Source organism: Kitasatospora sp. NPDC004531, from assembly GCF_053602195.1.
The window spans coordinates 1-14,507 of sequence record NZ_JBSGDD010000129.1 but is presented as its reverse complement, the minus strand read 5'-3'; the positions used below and the strand labels follow the sequence as shown (position 1 = coordinate 14,507).

General features: G+C 71.5%; 16 protein-coding genes. 10 read left to right on the top strand and 6 right to left on the bottom strand.

Annotated features, from left to right (window positions below; translation table 11 throughout):
- Positions 1–90: 90 nt before the first annotated feature.
- Complete coding sequence (locus tag ACWEMJ_RS31550; protein WP_452140552.1) at positions 91–606, bottom strand: MarR family winged helix-turn-helix transcriptional regulator; 516 nt, start codon at positions 604–606, stop codon at positions 91–93.
- Positions 607–800: 194 nt separating this feature from the next.
- On the opposite strand from ACWEMJ_RS31550, the gene ACWEMJ_RS31545 reads away from it, so the two are divergent.
- From ACWEMJ_RS31545 to ACWEMJ_RS31520, 6 genes are read left to right on the top strand one after another with little or no spacing between them, the layout of a single operon-like run.
- On the top strand, positions 801–1,793 hold the full coding sequence (locus tag ACWEMJ_RS31545) for an MBL fold metallo-hydrolase (protein ID WP_452140551.1): 993 nt from the start codon (positions 801–803) through the stop codon (positions 1,791–1,793).
- A gap of 37 nt (positions 1,794–1,830) precedes the next feature.
- Positions 1,831–3,291 (top strand): ATP-binding protein, encoded by a 1,461-nt coding sequence (locus ACWEMJ_RS31540; protein ID WP_452140550.1) that lies wholly within the window; start codon positions 1,831–1,833, stop codon positions 3,289–3,291.
- A complete protein-coding gene (locus tag ACWEMJ_RS31535) occupies positions 3,288–3,707 on the top strand; it encodes a roadblock/LC7 domain-containing protein (protein WP_452140549.1) in 420 nt (139 codons plus the stop codon). The genes ACWEMJ_RS31540 and ACWEMJ_RS31535 overlap by 4 nt, the downstream gene beginning before the upstream one ends.
- Complete coding sequence (locus ACWEMJ_RS31530) at positions 3,704–4,063, top strand: DUF742 domain-containing protein (RefSeq protein ID WP_452140548.1); 360 nt, start codon at positions 3,704–3,706, stop codon at positions 4,061–4,063. The genes ACWEMJ_RS31535 and ACWEMJ_RS31530 overlap by 4 nt, the downstream gene beginning before the upstream one ends.
- A complete protein-coding gene (locus ACWEMJ_RS31525; protein WP_452140547.1) occupies positions 4,041–4,658 on the top strand; it encodes a GTP-binding protein in 618 nt (205 codons plus the stop codon). Before ACWEMJ_RS31530 ends, ACWEMJ_RS31525 begins: the two co-directional genes overlap by 23 nt.
- Positions 4,655–5,830 (top strand): cytochrome P450, encoded by a 1,176-nt coding sequence (locus ACWEMJ_RS31520; protein ID WP_452140546.1) that lies wholly within the window; start codon positions 4,655–4,657, stop codon positions 5,828–5,830. Before ACWEMJ_RS31525 ends, ACWEMJ_RS31520 begins: the two co-directional genes overlap by 4 nt.
- Before the next feature lie 199 nt (positions 5,831–6,029).
- Here ACWEMJ_RS31520 and ACWEMJ_RS31515 read toward each other — a convergent pair whose 3' ends face one another.
- The 4 genes from ACWEMJ_RS31515 to ACWEMJ_RS31500 all read right to left on the bottom strand — a co-directional run bounded on the left by ACWEMJ_RS31515 (position 6,030) and on the right by ACWEMJ_RS31500 (position 8,962).
- Positions 6,030–6,818 carry an AIM24 family protein gene (locus tag ACWEMJ_RS31515; RefSeq protein ID WP_452140545.1) on the bottom strand — a complete coding sequence of 263 codons (789 nt, stop codon included), beginning with the start codon at positions 6,816–6,818 and terminating at the stop codon, positions 6,030–6,032.
- A complete protein-coding gene (locus ACWEMJ_RS31510; RefSeq protein WP_452140544.1) occupies positions 6,818–7,468 on the bottom strand; it encodes an AIM24 family protein in 651 nt (216 codons plus the stop codon). Before ACWEMJ_RS31510 ends, ACWEMJ_RS31515 begins: the two co-directional genes overlap by 1 nt.
- Positions 7,468–8,106 (bottom strand): AIM24 family protein, encoded by a 639-nt coding sequence (locus tag ACWEMJ_RS31505; protein ID WP_452140543.1) that lies wholly within the window; start codon positions 8,104–8,106, stop codon positions 7,468–7,470. Before ACWEMJ_RS31505 ends, ACWEMJ_RS31510 begins: the two co-directional genes overlap by 1 nt.
- An 82-nt stretch (positions 8,107–8,188) precedes the next feature.
- The gene (locus ACWEMJ_RS31500) at positions 8,189–8,962 is read right to left on the bottom strand and encodes a DUF2127 domain-containing protein (protein WP_452140553.1); all 774 of its coding nucleotides are present in this window, start codon (positions 8,960–8,962) and stop codon (positions 8,189–8,191) included.
- A 164-nt stretch (positions 8,963–9,126) separates the two neighbouring features.
- On the opposite strand from ACWEMJ_RS31500, the gene ACWEMJ_RS31495 reads away from it, so the two are divergent.
- On the top strand, positions 9,127–9,450 hold the full coding sequence (locus tag ACWEMJ_RS31495; protein WP_452140542.1) for a DUF3817 domain-containing protein: 324 nt from the start codon (positions 9,127–9,129) through the stop codon (positions 9,448–9,450).
- A gap of 80 nt (positions 9,451–9,530) precedes the next feature.
- On the opposite strand, the gene ACWEMJ_RS31490 is transcribed toward ACWEMJ_RS31495, so the two are convergent.
- A complete protein-coding gene (locus ACWEMJ_RS31490) occupies positions 9,531–11,168 on the bottom strand; it encodes a M4 family metallopeptidase (protein ID WP_452140541.1) in 1,638 nt (545 codons plus the stop codon).
- 459 nt (positions 11,169–11,627) lie between these two features.
- Between ACWEMJ_RS31490 and ACWEMJ_RS31485 the strand changes: the two genes are divergently transcribed.
- From ACWEMJ_RS31485 to ACWEMJ_RS31475, 3 genes are all read left to right on the top strand, one after another.
- Complete coding sequence (locus ACWEMJ_RS31485; protein WP_452140540.1) at positions 11,628–12,167, top strand: MarR family winged helix-turn-helix transcriptional regulator; 540 nt, start codon at positions 11,628–11,630, stop codon at positions 12,165–12,167.
- Between the two features lie 20 nt (positions 12,168–12,187).
- On the top strand, positions 12,188–12,520 hold the full coding sequence (locus ACWEMJ_RS31480) for a DUF3817 domain-containing protein (RefSeq protein WP_452140539.1): 333 nt from the start codon (positions 12,188–12,190) through the stop codon (positions 12,518–12,520).
- 174 nt (positions 12,521–12,694) lie between these two features.
- Complete coding sequence (locus ACWEMJ_RS31475) at positions 12,695–14,380, top strand: acyl-CoA mutase large subunit family protein (protein ID WP_452140538.1); 1,686 nt, start codon at positions 12,695–12,697, stop codon at positions 14,378–14,380.
- Positions 14,381–14,507 lie beyond the last annotated feature (127 nt).

Genomic DNA, 14,507 nt, shown 5'->3' with positions numbered 1-14,507 from the left:
CACCACACCCCCAACGGTCCGGATCAACGGGCAACACCGCACATCCAACCGCGCGCAGCACCAACCCGGCGAACCATCCCGGTCAAAGCACTAGCTCCGGCCGCGCAGCGACCGCAGGTGCTCGGCGATCGGCGCGAGGGCGGCGTACATCGCGTCCAGCTGCTCGTCGCCGAGGCGGTCGATGAAGTGCTCGCGGACGCTGCGCACATGGTCGGGGGCGACCTTGCGCAGCGTCTCCCAGCCCTGGTCGGTCAGGTGCGCGTAGAGGCCGCGGCGGTCGCCGGGGCACTCCTGGCGCAGCACCAGGCCGGCCGTCTCCATCCGGGTGATCTGGTGGGAGAGCCGGCTCTTGGACTGCAGGGTGGCGGTGGCCAGGTCGGTCATCCGCATCCGGCGCTCGGGGGACTCGGAGAGCACCACGAGGATCTCGTAGTCGTTGATGGCGAGGTTGTGCGCGTGCAGTTCCCGGCTCAGCTGGTGTTCGAGCAGCTTCCCGACCTCCAGGTGGGCACGCCAGAGCCGCTGCTCACGGGAGTCGAGCCAGGGTGCGTCCTCCTCCGCGGGGGAGGCGGAGACCGCCGGCGCTTCGGTCACGGATGTATCCATGCGGCCAGTATAGCGAAGGTTGTTCAATGTTGTACAAATTCACGAACGGGTGCCCGAGGTAAAGACTCCGCCCGCGCCCGCCGGATTGATTCGCATCCGCACCACCGCCCTCCCGCCTGGCGGGATTGAAAAGAACATGTTCAATTTCCGGGCTGCAGTCGGACGGTGACGGCACGTTAGGCATAATCGCGCCCATGACGACGCGGAGCGCGAACTTCCATTCGATAGCCGACGGCGTGTACGCCTGGCAGCCCCAGCAGCGCGGATGGGGCCTGGCCAACTGCGGCCTGGTCGCCTCCGGCCGCACCGCGCTGTGGATCGACACCCCCTACGACCGCAAGCTGGCCGGGCAGTTCCTCGACCGCACCCGCGCCGTCCTGCCCAAGGGCGTCACCGTCGACCGCATCGTCGTCACCCACGCCAACGGCGACCACATGTGGGGCGCGGGCGTGCTGCCCGACGCCGAACTCATCACCACCCACGAGGCGCTGCACCACATCGCCTACGAGCCGACCCCCGAGCAGCAGCACACCCTGCTGCAGAGCCTCGACCCGGCCAGCGACACCGGTGCCTACCTGCACGAGCACTTCGGCTGCTTCGACTGGGCCGACACCCCGCCGATCCGGCCCGACACCGTCTTCACCGGCGAACTCGAACTGCGCGTCGGTGACATCCCGGTGCAGGTCAGCAGCCTCCCGCCGGCCCACACCAGCGGCGACCTGATCGTCCACCTGCCCACCCGCTCCACCGTGTTCACCGGCGACATCGTCTTCGGCTCCACCGCCGACCGCCCCGGCGACCACCCCGTGCACTGGGCCGGCCCGCTCGGCAACGTCATCGACGCCGTCGAACGCGTCCTCGCCACCGGCGCCGAGACCGTCGTCCCCGGCCACGGCCCACTGCTCACCCGCTACGACCTGCGCGCGCACGCCGAGTACCTCGGCCACGTCCGCGACCGCGCCCACGCCCTGCACGCCGCCGGCGTCCCGGCCGCCGAGGCCGCGCAGACCGTCATCGACGAACGCCGCTACCCCGAACTCGGCCTGCCCGAACGGCTGCTGGTCACCATCAGCACCGAGTACCGGCACCTCGACGGCAGCGAACCGCCCGCCATGATGGAGGTCGTCGGCCGGATGGCCGGCCTCGCCCGGCAACGCGGCGCCGACAGCGCCACCAGCACCGTCTGACCCCCGACCCGCGACGACGACACCCCCCGAGGACCCCATGGTCGAGATCGTGCTCGCCCTGCTGGCCGGCGCCGCCCTGACCGCAGGACCCCTGCTGTGGGCGCTGCGCCGCGCCACCCGCCGCGCCCGGGCCGCCGAACAGCGCGCCGCCGACGCCGACACCTCGGCCCGCGCCGCCCACGCCCGCGCCGACGGCGCCGAACAGCGCACCCGCGCCGCCGACGCCGCCGCCCGCGCCGCCCAGGACCGGGCCGAGGCCGCCGGCGCCCACGCCGACGCCGCCGAGGAACGCGCCCGCGACGCCGACACCGCGGCCCGCACCGCGGAGGCCCACCGCACCGTCGCCGAAGCCCGCTGCACCGCCGCCGTGCGCGAACTCGTCCACCTCGCCCAGGAACGGCTGCCCGCCGCCACCACGGCGCTCACCCACCCCCGGACGCCCGTCCCCGGGCCGCTCGACGCCACCGGCGGCACCGAGGAGCTCCACCAGGCCCTGGACGGCGCGCTCACCGCCGCCGTCCGGGCCGTGCTCGCCGAACGCGACCGCACCGACGCCGCCGCCCGGGCCGCGCTGCGCGGCGCCGCGTCCAAGATCCAGGCCCTGCTGATCCAGGTCCGCTCGCTGCTGGAGGAGATCCAGCTCAGCGTCGACGACCCGCGCCTGCTGGCCCTCGACTTCCGCAACGAACTGACCCTGCGCCGGGTGCAGTCCCTCGCGGTGCTCTCCGGCGCCTGGCCCGGCATGACCCGGGAGGCCTCCCCGCTCGCCGAACTCTGCGTCGGCGCGCAGTCCCGGGTGGCCGGCTACGCCCGCATCGAGATCACCAACCACCTGCGCGAACCCCGGCTCGCGGTGGCCGCCCGCGCCGCCGAACCCGTCGCCATCGCCCTCGCCGAGATCCTCGGCAACGCCACCGCCTACTCGCACCCCGAGACCCGCGTCGTGGTCTCCATCGAACAGGGCAGCTCCGGCGCCCTGGTGGTGGTCGACGACATGGGCGTCGGCATGGAGCCCGACCAGCTGGAACGGGCCGGCGACCTGCTCGGCGGCCGCGCCGAGGTCCTGCTCACCGAACTCGGCGACCCGCCGCAGGCCGGCTTCGCGGTCATCGGCCTGCTCTGCCGCCAGTTCGGCTTCGGCTGCCGGGTCGAGCCGTCCCCGTACGGCGGCGTCCGGGCCATCCTGCGGCTGCCCGCCGACCTGCTCACGCTGACCGACCCGGCCGCCCCGCTCTCCGCGCTCGCCCCCCGCCCGATCACCCAGACCACACCGGTGTTCGACGCGGGCGACGCACTTCCCACCCGCAAGCGCCGCAGCCCGCGCGTTCCGCAGCAGGACGCGCCGGCCGCCCTCCCGTCCCCGGCGGGCAGCACCCCGGACCGGGCCCGCTCCGCGTGGTCGGCCCTGCAGTCCGGCACCCTCGCCGGCCGCAGCGCCGCCCAGCACAGCCCCGGCCCCGACGGACCCGCCGCACCCGAAGGAGTAGAAACCCCGTGACCACCCAGCTCCGCCGCCACACCGAGGACCTCTCCTGGGTCCTCACCCCGCTGCTCGACCTGCCCGGTGTGCAGAACGCCGTCATCGCCACCGGCGACGGCCTGGTCACCGGCCACTCCGCCGACCTCGGCCGGGACAACGCCGACCGGGTCGCCGCGATGACCGCCTCGCTGCACGCCGCCGCGCGCGCGTTCACCGTCGCCTTCACCGAGGCCGAGCAGGTCCGGCTCACCCAGACCGTCGTCGAGTCCGACCTCGGCTACGCCGTGGTCACCCCGGCCGGCGCCAACTCCTCGCTCGCCGTGTTCGCCACCCCCGGCGCCGACCTCGGCACCATCGCCTACCAGATGCAGGTCCAGGTCGCCGCGCTCGCCAGAGCCCTCGCCAGCCCCGCCCGGGAGGCGAGCGGGACATGACCACACCCAGCGGGCCCCACCGCCGACTCGTCCCCGCCTACCTCGCCACCCAGGGCCGCGACCTGGCCCCCGGCAAGCACGGCCTGGACCGGCTCAGCGTCCTGCACGCCGCCGCCGACCTCCCCGCCGGGCTCGGCGGCGAACACCGCCAGTTATGGGAACTCGTCCGCCCCGGCGCGCTGACCGTCGCCGAGGCGGCCGCCCACCTCCGCCTCCCGGTCAGCGCGACCGTCTTCATCGCCGCCGACCTGGCCGAACGCGGCGCCCTCAAGGTCCGCGCACCGATCCCCTCCGCCCAGCCGGTCAACCGGGACCTCGCCGAAAGGCTCCTCAGTGGACTTCGCGCCCTCAAGTAGCACGGGCAGCAGCCCCGTGTACCTCCCCGCCACCGACCCGATCCTGATGAAACTCATGATCACCGGGCCGTTCGGGGTCGGGAAGACCACCTTCGTGCGCTCGCTGTCGGAGATCCCGACCCTGCACACCGAGGAGACCATGACCGCCCGGGGCATCCCGGTCGACGACACCGCCCGGATCCCCGGCAAGACCGCCACCACCGTCGCCGTCGACTTCGGACGGCTCACCCTGCCCGGCGGCGACCTCGTCCTCTACCTCTTCGGCACCCCCGGCCAACGCCGCTTCCTGCCGCTCTGGGAGGACCTCGCCCGCGGCGCCCTCGGCGCACTCGTCCTCGCCGACACCCGCCGCCTCGGCGACGCCTTCGACGCCATGGACCTCATCGAGGAAGCCGGCCTGCCCTACGCCGTCGCCGTCAACCGCTTCCCCGACACCCCGCCGATCGAGCTCGACAAGATCCGCGCCGCGCTCGACCTCGACCCCGCCACCCCGCTCGTCGAATGCGACGCCCGGCAGCGCGAAAGCTGCCTGGACGCCCTGATCGCGCTCACCGAGCACGTCCTGGACCGCCTCCCCCAGGAGACCGCCCGATGACCCGCACCGCCCTCTACGGGCCGCAGTTCGCCGCCCAGCCGCACGCCCACTACGCCCGGCTGCGCGACCGCGGACCGCTCGCCCCCGTCGAACTCGCCCCCGGCATCGACGCCTGGCTGGTCACCGACTACCACGTCGCCCTGGAAGTCCTCCGCGACACCGAGACCTGGACCCGCGACCCCCGCGTCTGGCAGGCCACCCAGCCCCCCGACTCGCCCATCATGCCGATGCTCGGCTGGCGCCCCACCGCGCTGTTCTCCGACGGCGCCACCCACGCCCGCTACCGCCAGGTCATCACCGACAGCGTCGGCATCCTCGAACCCCACCTGCTGCAACGCGACACCACCGCCGTCGCCGAACAGCTCATCGGCGAATTCGCCTCCACCGGCAGGGCCGACATCCTCGGCCAGTACGCCTACCGGCTCCCGCTGCTCATCCTCACCTCCTGGTACGGCATCCCCGACCACGACATCGACCGGATCAGCAGCGCGATCTACCGCTCCTTCGAATCCTCCACCGGCGCCGCCGCCGCGTACGCCGACCTCGTCGCCGTCATCACCGGCCTGGTCGCCGAACGCCGCACCGCACCCCGGCACGACCTGATCTCCGCGTTCATCGGCCACCCCGCGAAGCTCGCCGACGAAGAAGTCGTCCGCCACATCACGCTGACGCTGATGGCCGGCCACGAACCCACCGCCAACCTCACGGCGAACGCGCTGCTGCGCATGCTCTCCGACGACCGCTACGCCGGCTCCCTGCACAGCGGCGCGCTCAGCGCCCACGACGCGGTCAACGAAGTGCTCTGGACGGACCCGCCGCTGTCCAACTTCGCGCCGCACTACACCCGGCGGCCGATCACCTTCCACGGCACGGAGATCGCGCCCGACCAGCCCGTCCTGATCTCCTACGCCTCCGCGAACGCGCAGGCGGTGCTGCCCGCCGACGAGAGCGAGTCCCTCGGCGGCTCCTACGCGCACCTCGCCTGGGGCGCGGGCCCGCACCGCTGCCCCGCCCGGCAGCCGGCCGTCCTGATGGCCGTCACCGCCATCGAGTACCTCATCAGCCGCCTCACCGACCTCCGGCTGGCCGTCCCCGCGGACGAGATCCTCTGGCGCCAGGGCCCGGTCCACCGAGCGCTCGTGTCCCTCCCGGTGACGTTCACTGCGCTGTAAGGGAGAGTGGGCGCACAACCAGGGGCGCGGGGAACTGCGCGAAGGGGAACGCACCACGTCCTGAAGATCGCGACGCAGGACAATGACCTGCACTTGATCGCGACCTTGCGGACGGGCCTTGCGCTTGTCGCGCAGTTCCCCGCGCCCCTGGTGGTGCGCTCCCTGGTTTCGCTGCTCCCTGTCCGCGCTCCCTAAGTCCTCACAGGCCGAACTGGCGGCCCAGGTCGCGGAGGTTGCCAAGCCCCGGCATCGCCTGGGTGGGTTGCTGGTGCGGGACGCCGGACTGTTCGCCGACGACGCCGACCGGCTGTTCCGCGAGGACCGTCTCGGAGGACTGCATGAGCACCTGCCCCGCCCCGATGAACTCGAACTGGTGCTCCTCGCCGCTCGCGCCGCCGATCCCGGTCAGGTGCCGGATCCCGCCGAGGACGCCGTGCAGGTAGCTGTGGTCGTAGTGGTGGCAGGGCGCGGGGCAGTCCGCCCAGCCGACCAGGGCCTGCGGGTCGACCCGGAGCGGGGGTTCGACGAAGTGCACGGGGCCGTTGGAGGCGGCGACGAACTTGCCGGTGCCGAGCAGGGTGAGGAACCCGGGGATGATCGACTGCTTGAGCCGCAGGGTGGGTTCGAAGGCCAGCAGGTTGCCGGAGCGGACGGTGAGGTTGCCGTCCTCCAGGTCGTAGGAGTTGAGGTCGTACGCGCGGTCGGCGAGCAGCAGCTTGCCGCGTCCCTCGGCGACGACCCAGTCGGCGGCGTGCAGCGGGGAGTTGAAGTTCTGTTCGAGGACCCGGTCGAGGGCGCCGCGGCCGATCCCGGAGAAGCGCATCTCGCCGTAGTAGGCGATCATCTTGCCCTTCTGCAGGTAGTACGCGCCGTTCAGGTCCACCGAGAAGCAGTACGGGTTGACGTTGTCGTTGACGGGCAGCGTGTACGGGTCCCAGACCTGGGGGCCGTCGCCGCCGGGGCCCTGGAGCAGCGGTGGGTAGGTCATCAGAGCTTCACCTCGCTGGCCTGGACGTAGACCATGCCGTGTCCGGAGAGTTCGAGTTGGAAGGCCTCGCCGGAGCCGCGTCCGATCATGTCGCGCCAACCGAGCGCGCTGGACAGCTTGTTGGTGACCTGGCCGCGGTGGGCGACGTAGGCCTGCGGGTCGACGTGGACGGGGAGGCCGGGGGAGATGGGGAGTTCGACGACGCCGCCGTGGGCCATGACGGCGACGGCGCCCTTGCCGGTGAGCTGGGTGGTGAACAGCCCCTGTCCGGTGACCTGGCCGCGGACCACGCCCATCAGGCCGCCCTGCTGGCCCATGAACATGGTCGACTGCTGGAGGCTGCCCTCGAAGGCGAGCAGCCGGTCGGCCTCGACGTACAGGGTGTCGCCGGCCAGGTCGATGACGTGGACGTGGTGGCCGCCGTGGCCGAACATCACGGTGCCGTGGCCCTCGACGGTCATCAGCGGGGTGTCCTCGTTGGCGACCCGGCGGCCGATCATCGACATGACGCCGCCCTGGCCGCCCATCAGGTTGGGCTGGAAGGTGACTTCGCCGGTGTAGCCGAGCATCGCGCCGCGCTGCGACAGGATGCGCTGGCCGGGGAAGACCTGGGCGGAGATCATCTTGTGGTTGATCCGGGTGAAGGCCATCAGGCGTCGCCTCCGAGGGTCAGGCGCTCGGAGGGTTGGACGTAGACCAGGCCCTCGCCGGTGAACTCGACCTGCATGGCCTCGCCGCCGCCCTCGCCGATCAGCGTGGTCCAGCCGGCGCCGGACTTGAGGGCGCGGTGGAGGTTGCCGGTGTGGGCGATGTACGCGCCGGGGTCGACCCGCAGCGGCAGGCCCTGGCCGACCCGCAGGATCACGGCCGGGCCGTCGGAGGTGACGGCGGCCCAGCCCTGGCCCTCGACCTTGGTGGTGAACAGGCCGTTGCCGCTCGCCATGCCGTTCAGGCCGGTGAAGGAGGTGCCGGTGCGCAGAGTCGCCTCGGTGCACAGCAGGTTGTCGGACTCGACGAACAGCGTCTCGCCGTTCAGCCGGACCAGATTGATCTCGGTGGCCCGGTCGGCGAAGTAGCAGGTGCCCTGCCCCCTCACCTCCATGACCTCCATGCGCTCGCCGGTGAGCCGGCGGGTGACCATGCCGCGCAGGCCGTCGCCGCCGCCGGAGAGCTTCTTGAAGCCCATCTGCCCGGTGTAGGCGACCATCGAGCCGTTGCGTGCCTTGACGGTGTCGCCGGCGAGATCGACGGCGAGGACCTTTGACCCCTGGAGTCGGAACTGTGCCACGTTCCGGAATGTAGCGGCCCTCCCCCCTCGGTGGGGAGAGGGCCGGGCGAGCCGGTACGGAACCGGCACATCGGACGCGCCGTCAGGCGGTCTGCGGCAGGGCTCCGGCGGCGGTCTCCACCTCCAGCAGCGAGGCGGAGTGCTTCTCGGCCTCGAACGCGGCGACGCCGCCGCGCAGGCCGAACAGCCGCTTGGAGAGCATGATCCAGAGCACCGCGACGATGTTCAGCAGCAGCGTGCAGATCTTCAACGCGCTGACGTGCTCGGTGAGTTCGTAGACCTCCAGGGGCAGGAACGCGGCGGTGGCGACCACCGTCAGGTACTCGGCCCAGCGCTGCCCCCACCACAGGCCGAACGCCTCGACGATCTCGACCAGGGCGTAGACCACCAGCGCGAGGGCGACCCAGATCAGGGTGCTGTGCCGGTAGTCGAAGGTCTTGCGGATGGTGTCGACGATCGGCGAGTGGTCGAGGTCGTAGTGGAAGTGGTCGGTGACGGGCTTGAAGACGGTGAGGTTCTCGTCGAAGATCCGGCGCACCGCGTCCTGGCTGTTGGAGAACTTCCACACCGCCCAGGCGGCGACCACGATCAGCAGGCCGCGCAGCAGCCGTTCGACGGCCAGGAAGCGCAGGATGAACAGGTCGCGCAGGGCCTTGCCGCGGGGCACCAGCGGCGCCTCGTCGGCCGGCCCGGAGCCGTGCGGCTCGCCGAGCGCGAAGTCGCCGCAGCGCAGGCAGCGCCAGGCGGTGCCGAGCGCGGTGGCGGCCTGCAGCCGCGTCCGCAGGTCGGTCTCGTCGGGTGCGTAGGTGATGTGGCCGCGCCGGGCACAGGTGTGCCGGTCCCAGTCTCGCCTCAGCATGTGGTGCGTCCCCCCGTGGATTCGCGGGCCTGCCGGTCAGGCCGCGCGCAGCACAGCAGGATAGGGGGTCCGGGGTCGGCCCCGACGGCGGGTCGGTGATAATAGACCCGGTTTGTGCACCCGTTCACAAACCCCGTCGCCCGTGCCCCGTGAGGAATCCCGTGAAGAGCATCGCTGCTGTCCACCGCCTGCGCCTGGTCTCCGGCCCCGAGGGGCTGTCGTTCATCCTGCTGCTGGTCTGCTCGGTGCTGAAGCGCACCACCAGCTTCAACGGCGTGCCGGTGATGGGCGCGATCCACGGCGCGCTGTTCGTGCTGTACGTGGTCTTCCTGGCGCTGGCGGCGAAGGAGCGCCGCTGGGAGCCGAAGCGCACGGCGGTGCTGTTCGTGCTGTCGGTGCTGCCCACCGGCGGCTTCTTCGCCGAGCGGATGCTGGCCAAGGAGGAGCGCGGCGAGCAGGCCGCGGCGAAGCCGGCCACCGCCTGAATCCACCACGTGGTGCGCGGCGGTCGGGCCCCCTCGTGGGAGGCCCGGCCGCCGCGAGCTTTTTCGCTACCCGGTGGGGGTCAGTTCACGTTGACGCCGCTCCAGGCAGCCGCCACCGCGTTGTACTGGGTCGAGCCGGTGCCGTACAGGTCCTTCGCCGCGTTCAGGGTCGCGGTGCGCGCGGCCTTGTAGTTGGTGGTGGAGGTCATGTAGACGGTCAGCGCGCGGTACCAGATCTGGGAGGCCGCGGCCCGGCCGATGCCGGTGAGGGCGGCGCCGTTGTAGGTGGGCGAGTTGTAGCTGACGCCGTTGATGGTCTTGGCGCCGCTGCCCTCGGCCAGCAGGTAGAAGAAGTGGTTGGCGACGCCCGAGGAGTAGTGGACGTCCTTGCTGCCGACCGTGGAGGACCAGTAGTCGGCGGACGCGCCGTCCTTGGAGGGCTTGTCCATGTAGCGCAGCGGCGTGCCGTTGCCGTTGATGTTGATCAGCTCGCCGATCAGGTAGTCCGGCACGTCCTTCGACAGGTTGGCGTAGAACTCCACCATCGAGCCGAAGATGTCCGAGGTCGCCTCGTTCAGGCCGCCGGACTCGCCCGAGTAGTTCAGGCCGGCGGTGTTGGAGGTGACGCCGTGGCTCATCTCGTGGCCGGAGACGTCCAGCTCGGTCAGCGGGTGGGTGTTGGACGAGCCGTCGCCGTAGGTCATGCAGAAGCAGCTGTCGTCCCAGAAGGCGTTGACGTAGTTGCTGCCGTAGTGGACCCGGCTGTAGGCGCCGACACCGTCGTTGCGGATGCCGTTGCGGCCGAAGGTGTTCTTGTAGAAGTCCCAGGTGACGGCCGCGCCGTACTGGGCGTCCACGGCGGCGGACTCGCCGTTGGAGACGGTGCCGGTGCCCCAGCTGTTGGTGGTCTTCGAGTACAGGGTGCCCTTGCCGGAGGTCTTGTTGGCGAGGGTGGTGGTGTACTGGCCGCCGCGGGTGGCGTCCTTCAGCGTGTAGGTGCCGCTGGTCAGCGTGGTGGTCAGCGAGACGCTGCCGACGAAGACGCCGTTGCCGGTGCCGGTCGCGTCGGCGGTCTGGATCTCCTCGTGGGTGGAGAGGACCTCGCCGGTGTCGGCGTCGGTGACCAGCTTCTGGCGGCTCGGGGTGCCGTCGGCCCGCACGCCCTCGACGGTGGTGCGGTAGGCCAGGCGCGGGGCGCCGTCGGCGGCCCAGATCACCAGCTCGGAGCTGCCGGTGGCGCCGGAGACCGAGGTCAGGGCGGACTCGTCGGCGTCCTTGGCGATGCCGACGGTGGACTGCACCGCGCCGGTCGCCTTGCCGGCGGCCTGGGCGGCCGTCAGCTTCGGGCTCAGCGAGGCGGGGGCCAGGCTGCCGTCGACGGCCTTGTCGGAGGAGCGGACCTTGCCCTTGGCGTCCTGGTGCACGACCAGGTCGCCGCCGAGCACCGGCAGTCCGCCGAAGGTGCGCTCGTAACGGAAGTGGCGGGTGCCGTCGGCGTCGACGATGGCGTCCTTGACGACCAGCTTCTCCTGGGCGCCCAGGCCCAGGGCCTTGGCGGAGGACGGGGCCTGCGAGGCGGCCAGCGCCAGCAGGTCGCCGCGGCTGTGGCCGGCGGCCGGGTTGGGGGCCGCCTGCGCGATCCCGGCGCTCACCTGGATCGCGCCGGCCAGCAGGGCAGAGGCAGAGAGAACGGCTCCGACAGCGAGCTTTCGCTTCACGTACGGGTTCCTTCCGGATCAACCGCATGCGCGGTCGCACCTCGTTCCGGGGCACCGGGGGTCAGTGCCTGCTGGGGCGGAAACGGGTGCTGACGTGCAGCTCCGTGCGGTCAGAACGACGGTCGCCGGTGGGGTGGGGCCGGCGGGTCGAACGGGGCTGGGCAGAAGCATGACAATCGTTCAAATCCGGGAACAGATCCTCGGCAACTATTGGCAAACTCTCGCCAGCCCGGCGTGGGGGGAACGATCGGGAAATCGCAGGTTTCACTGCGAACCATGCGGTGCTGGCTGGGCCTCGGCCCAACTCCCGCGCTTTCACTGAATAGTGACGGAATATGCGGTGAAAGGGCCGGTGATTGAAGGCGGTTGTCTGTTTGGCGCGAACCCGCCAATCGGCGGCCTTGTCCACCATCGTGGACACCTGCTACCCCCGTCCCGCCCCGCGAGTACCGTGGGGGCGTGCCCAAGCCCCTCGCCCTCGACTTCGACCCGATCGCCCGCGCCGACGAGCTCTGGACCCGTCGCTGGGGCAGCGTGCCGGCCATGGCGGCGATCACCTCGGTGATGCGCGCCCACCAGATCCTGCTGGCCCGGGTGGACGCCGTGGTGAAGCCCTACGGCCTGACCTTCGCCCGCTACGAGGCCCTGGTGCTGCTCACCTTCAGCCGCTCCGGCGAACTCCCGCTGTCCAAGATCGGCGAGCGGCTGATGGTGCACCCCACCAGCGTCACCAACACCGTCGACCGCCTGGAGCGGGCCGGCCTGGTCGCCCGCCGCCCCAACCCGCTCGACGGCCGCGGCGTCCTCGCCGCCATCACCGACCGCGGCCGCAAGGTCGTCGAGCGGGCCACCCGCGACCTGATGGCCGTCGAGTTCGGCCTGGAGGGCTACGACGAGGACGCCTGCCGCGAGGTGTTCGACCTGCTCCGCCCGCTGCGGGTGGCCGCCGGCGACTTCGACCTGCCGCGCCGGGAGGGCCCCGGCCGGGAGCACCCGTAGGGCCGGTTACCCTCGATGGCATGAAGCAGAGTGTGCTGACCCGCTACCGCGCCATGGCCTACATCACCGGCGTCCTCCTGATCCTGCTCACCGCCGGGATGATCGCCAAGTACGTCCTGGACGTCTCGGGCGCCGCCGGCTTCACCACCGCCGTCGGCATCGCGCACGGCTGGCTGTACGTGGTCTACCTGGTGCTCGCCTTCGACCTCGGCACCAAGGCCAAGTGGCCGCTCGGCAAGCTCGCCTGGGTGCTGCTGGCCGGCACCATCCCCACCGCCGTGTTCTTCGTCGAGCGCAAGGTCAGCCGCGAGGTCGCCCCGCTGATCGCCGCGCCGGAGCCCGCCGCGGCCTGATTCGCCGCGCACCTGCTCTGTCGGGCGCCCCTCCCCTTCGGGAGGGGCGCCCTTCGTGCTGTCCGGAGCCGAGAGCCATCGACAGGTACTAGGACGTCCGAGTAAATTAGTAGGACATCCAAGTAGTTGTGCCGCCCACCCACCGGGCGGCCGCACGGAGCGGAGTCGGAGCCGATGGACGCCGAGCAGATCGAAGCCGGCCGGCAGCGCTGGCAGCAGCGGTACGACAAGGCGCGCAAGCGCGACGCCGACTTCACCACGCTGAGCGGCGAGACCGTCGAGCCGGTCTACGGCCCGCCCGCCGGGCAGGAGGTCGAGGGCTTCGAGCGGATCGGCTGGCCCGGCGAGTACCCCTACACCCGCGGCCTGCACCCCACCGGCTACCGCGGCCGCACCTGGACCATCCGCCAGTTCGCCGGCTTCGGCAACGCCCAGCAGACCAACGAGCGCTACCGGATGATCCTGGAGGCGGGCGGCGGCGGCCTCTCCGTCGCCTTCGACATGCCCACCCTGATGGGCTACGACTCCGACGACGCCAAGGCGCTCGGCGAGGTCGGCCACTGCGGCGTCGCCATCGACTCCGCCGCCGACATGGAGGTGCTGTTCGACGGCATCCCGCTCGGCGAGGTCACCACCTCGATGACCATCTCCGGCCCCGCCGTCCCGATCTTCTGCATGTACCTGGTCGCCGCCGAGCGCCAGGGCGTCGACCCCGCCGTCCTCAACGGCACCCTGCAGACCGACATCTTCAAGGAGTACATCGCGCAGAAGGAGTGGCTCTTCGCCCCCGAGCCCCACCTGCGCCTCATCGGCGACCTGATGGAGCACTGCGCCAAGGGCATCCCCGCCTACAAGCCGCTCTCCGTCTCCGGCTACCACATCCGCGAAGCCGGAGCCACCGCCGCCCAGGAACTCGCCTACACCCTCGCCGACGGCCTCGCCTACGTGGAACTGGGCCTGTCCCGCGGCCTCGACGTCGACGTCTTCGCCCCCGGCCTGTCCTTCTTCTTCGACGCCCACCTCGACTTCTTCGAGGAGATCGCCAAGTTCCGCGCCGCCCGCCGCATCTGGGCCCGCTGGATGCGCGACCACTTCGGCGCCAAGACCGACAAGGCGCAGTGGCTGCGCTTCCACACCCAGACCGCGGGCGTCTCGCTCACCGCCCAGCAGCCGTACAACAACGTGGTCCGCACCGCCGTCGAGGCGCTCTCCGCCGTCCTCGGCGGCACCAACTCGCTGCACACCAACGCCCTCGACGAGACCCTCGCCCTCCCCAGCGAACAGGCCGCCGAGATCGCGCTGCGCACCCAGCAGGTGATCATGGAGGAGACCGGCGTCACCAACGTCGCCGACCCGCTCGGCGGCTCCTGGTACGTCGAGGCGCTCACCGACAAGATCGAGGCGCAGGTCGAGGAGATCTTCCAGCGCATCCTGGACAAGGGCAGCGCCGAGCACCCGATCGGCCCGATGACCGCCGGCATCCTGCGCGGCATCGAGGAGGGCTGGTTCACCGGCGAGATCGCCGAGGCCGCGTTCCGCTACCAGCAGGGCGTCGAGAAGGGCGACAAGCGCGTCGTCGGCGTCAACTGCCACCCCCGCAGCGTCACCCCCGAGCTGGAGATCCTCCGGGTCAGCCACGAGGTCGAACGCGAGCAGGTCCGGGTCCTCGCCGCCCGCAAGTCGCAGCGCGACGAGACGGCCGTCCGGGCCGGCCTCGACGCGATGCTCGACGCTGCCCGCTCGGGCGCCAACATGATCGAGCCGATGCTCCAGGCCGTCCGCGCGGAGGCCACCCTCGGCGAGATCTGCCACGCGCTCCGCGCGGAGTGGGGCACCTACCAGGAGAACGCGGCGTTCTAGGGGCGAAACCAGGGAGCGCACAACCAGGGGCGCGGGGAACTGCGCGACAAGCGCACACCACGTCCGCAAGGTCGCGATCAAGTGCAGGTCATTGTCCTGCGTCGCGATCTTGCGGACGTGGTGCGTT

Coding starts and splice junctions, on each gene's coding strand:
- ACWEMJ_RS31545 (WP_452140551.1), top strand. CDS start 801: ATGACGACGCGGAGCGCGAACTTCCATTCGATAGCCGACGGCGTGTAC.
- ACWEMJ_RS31550 (WP_452140552.1), bottom strand. CDS start 606: ATGGATACATCCGTGACCGAAGCGCCGGCGGTCTCCGCCTCCCCCGCG.
- ACWEMJ_RS31530 (WP_452140548.1), top strand. CDS start 3,704: ATGACCACACCCAGCGGGCCCCACCGCCGACTCGTCCCCGCCTACCTC.
- ACWEMJ_RS31510 (WP_452140544.1), bottom strand. CDS start 7,468: ATGGCCTTCACCCGGATCAACCACAAGATGATCTCCGCCCAGGTCTTC.
- ACWEMJ_RS31520 (WP_452140546.1), top strand. CDS start 4,655: ATGACCCGCACCGCCCTCTACGGGCCGCAGTTCGCCGCCCAGCCGCAC.
- ACWEMJ_RS31515 (WP_452140545.1), bottom strand. CDS start 6,818: ATGACCTACCCACCGCTGCTCCAGGGCCCCGGCGGCGACGGCCCCCAG.
- ACWEMJ_RS31475 (WP_452140538.1), top strand. CDS start 12,695: ATGGACGCCGAGCAGATCGAAGCCGGCCGGCAGCGCTGGCAGCAGCGG.
- ACWEMJ_RS31540 (WP_452140550.1), top strand. CDS start 1,831: ATGGTCGAGATCGTGCTCGCCCTGCTGGCCGGCGCCGCCCTGACCGCA.
- ACWEMJ_RS31480 (WP_452140539.1), top strand. CDS start 12,188: ATGAAGCAGAGTGTGCTGACCCGCTACCGCGCCATGGCCTACATCACC.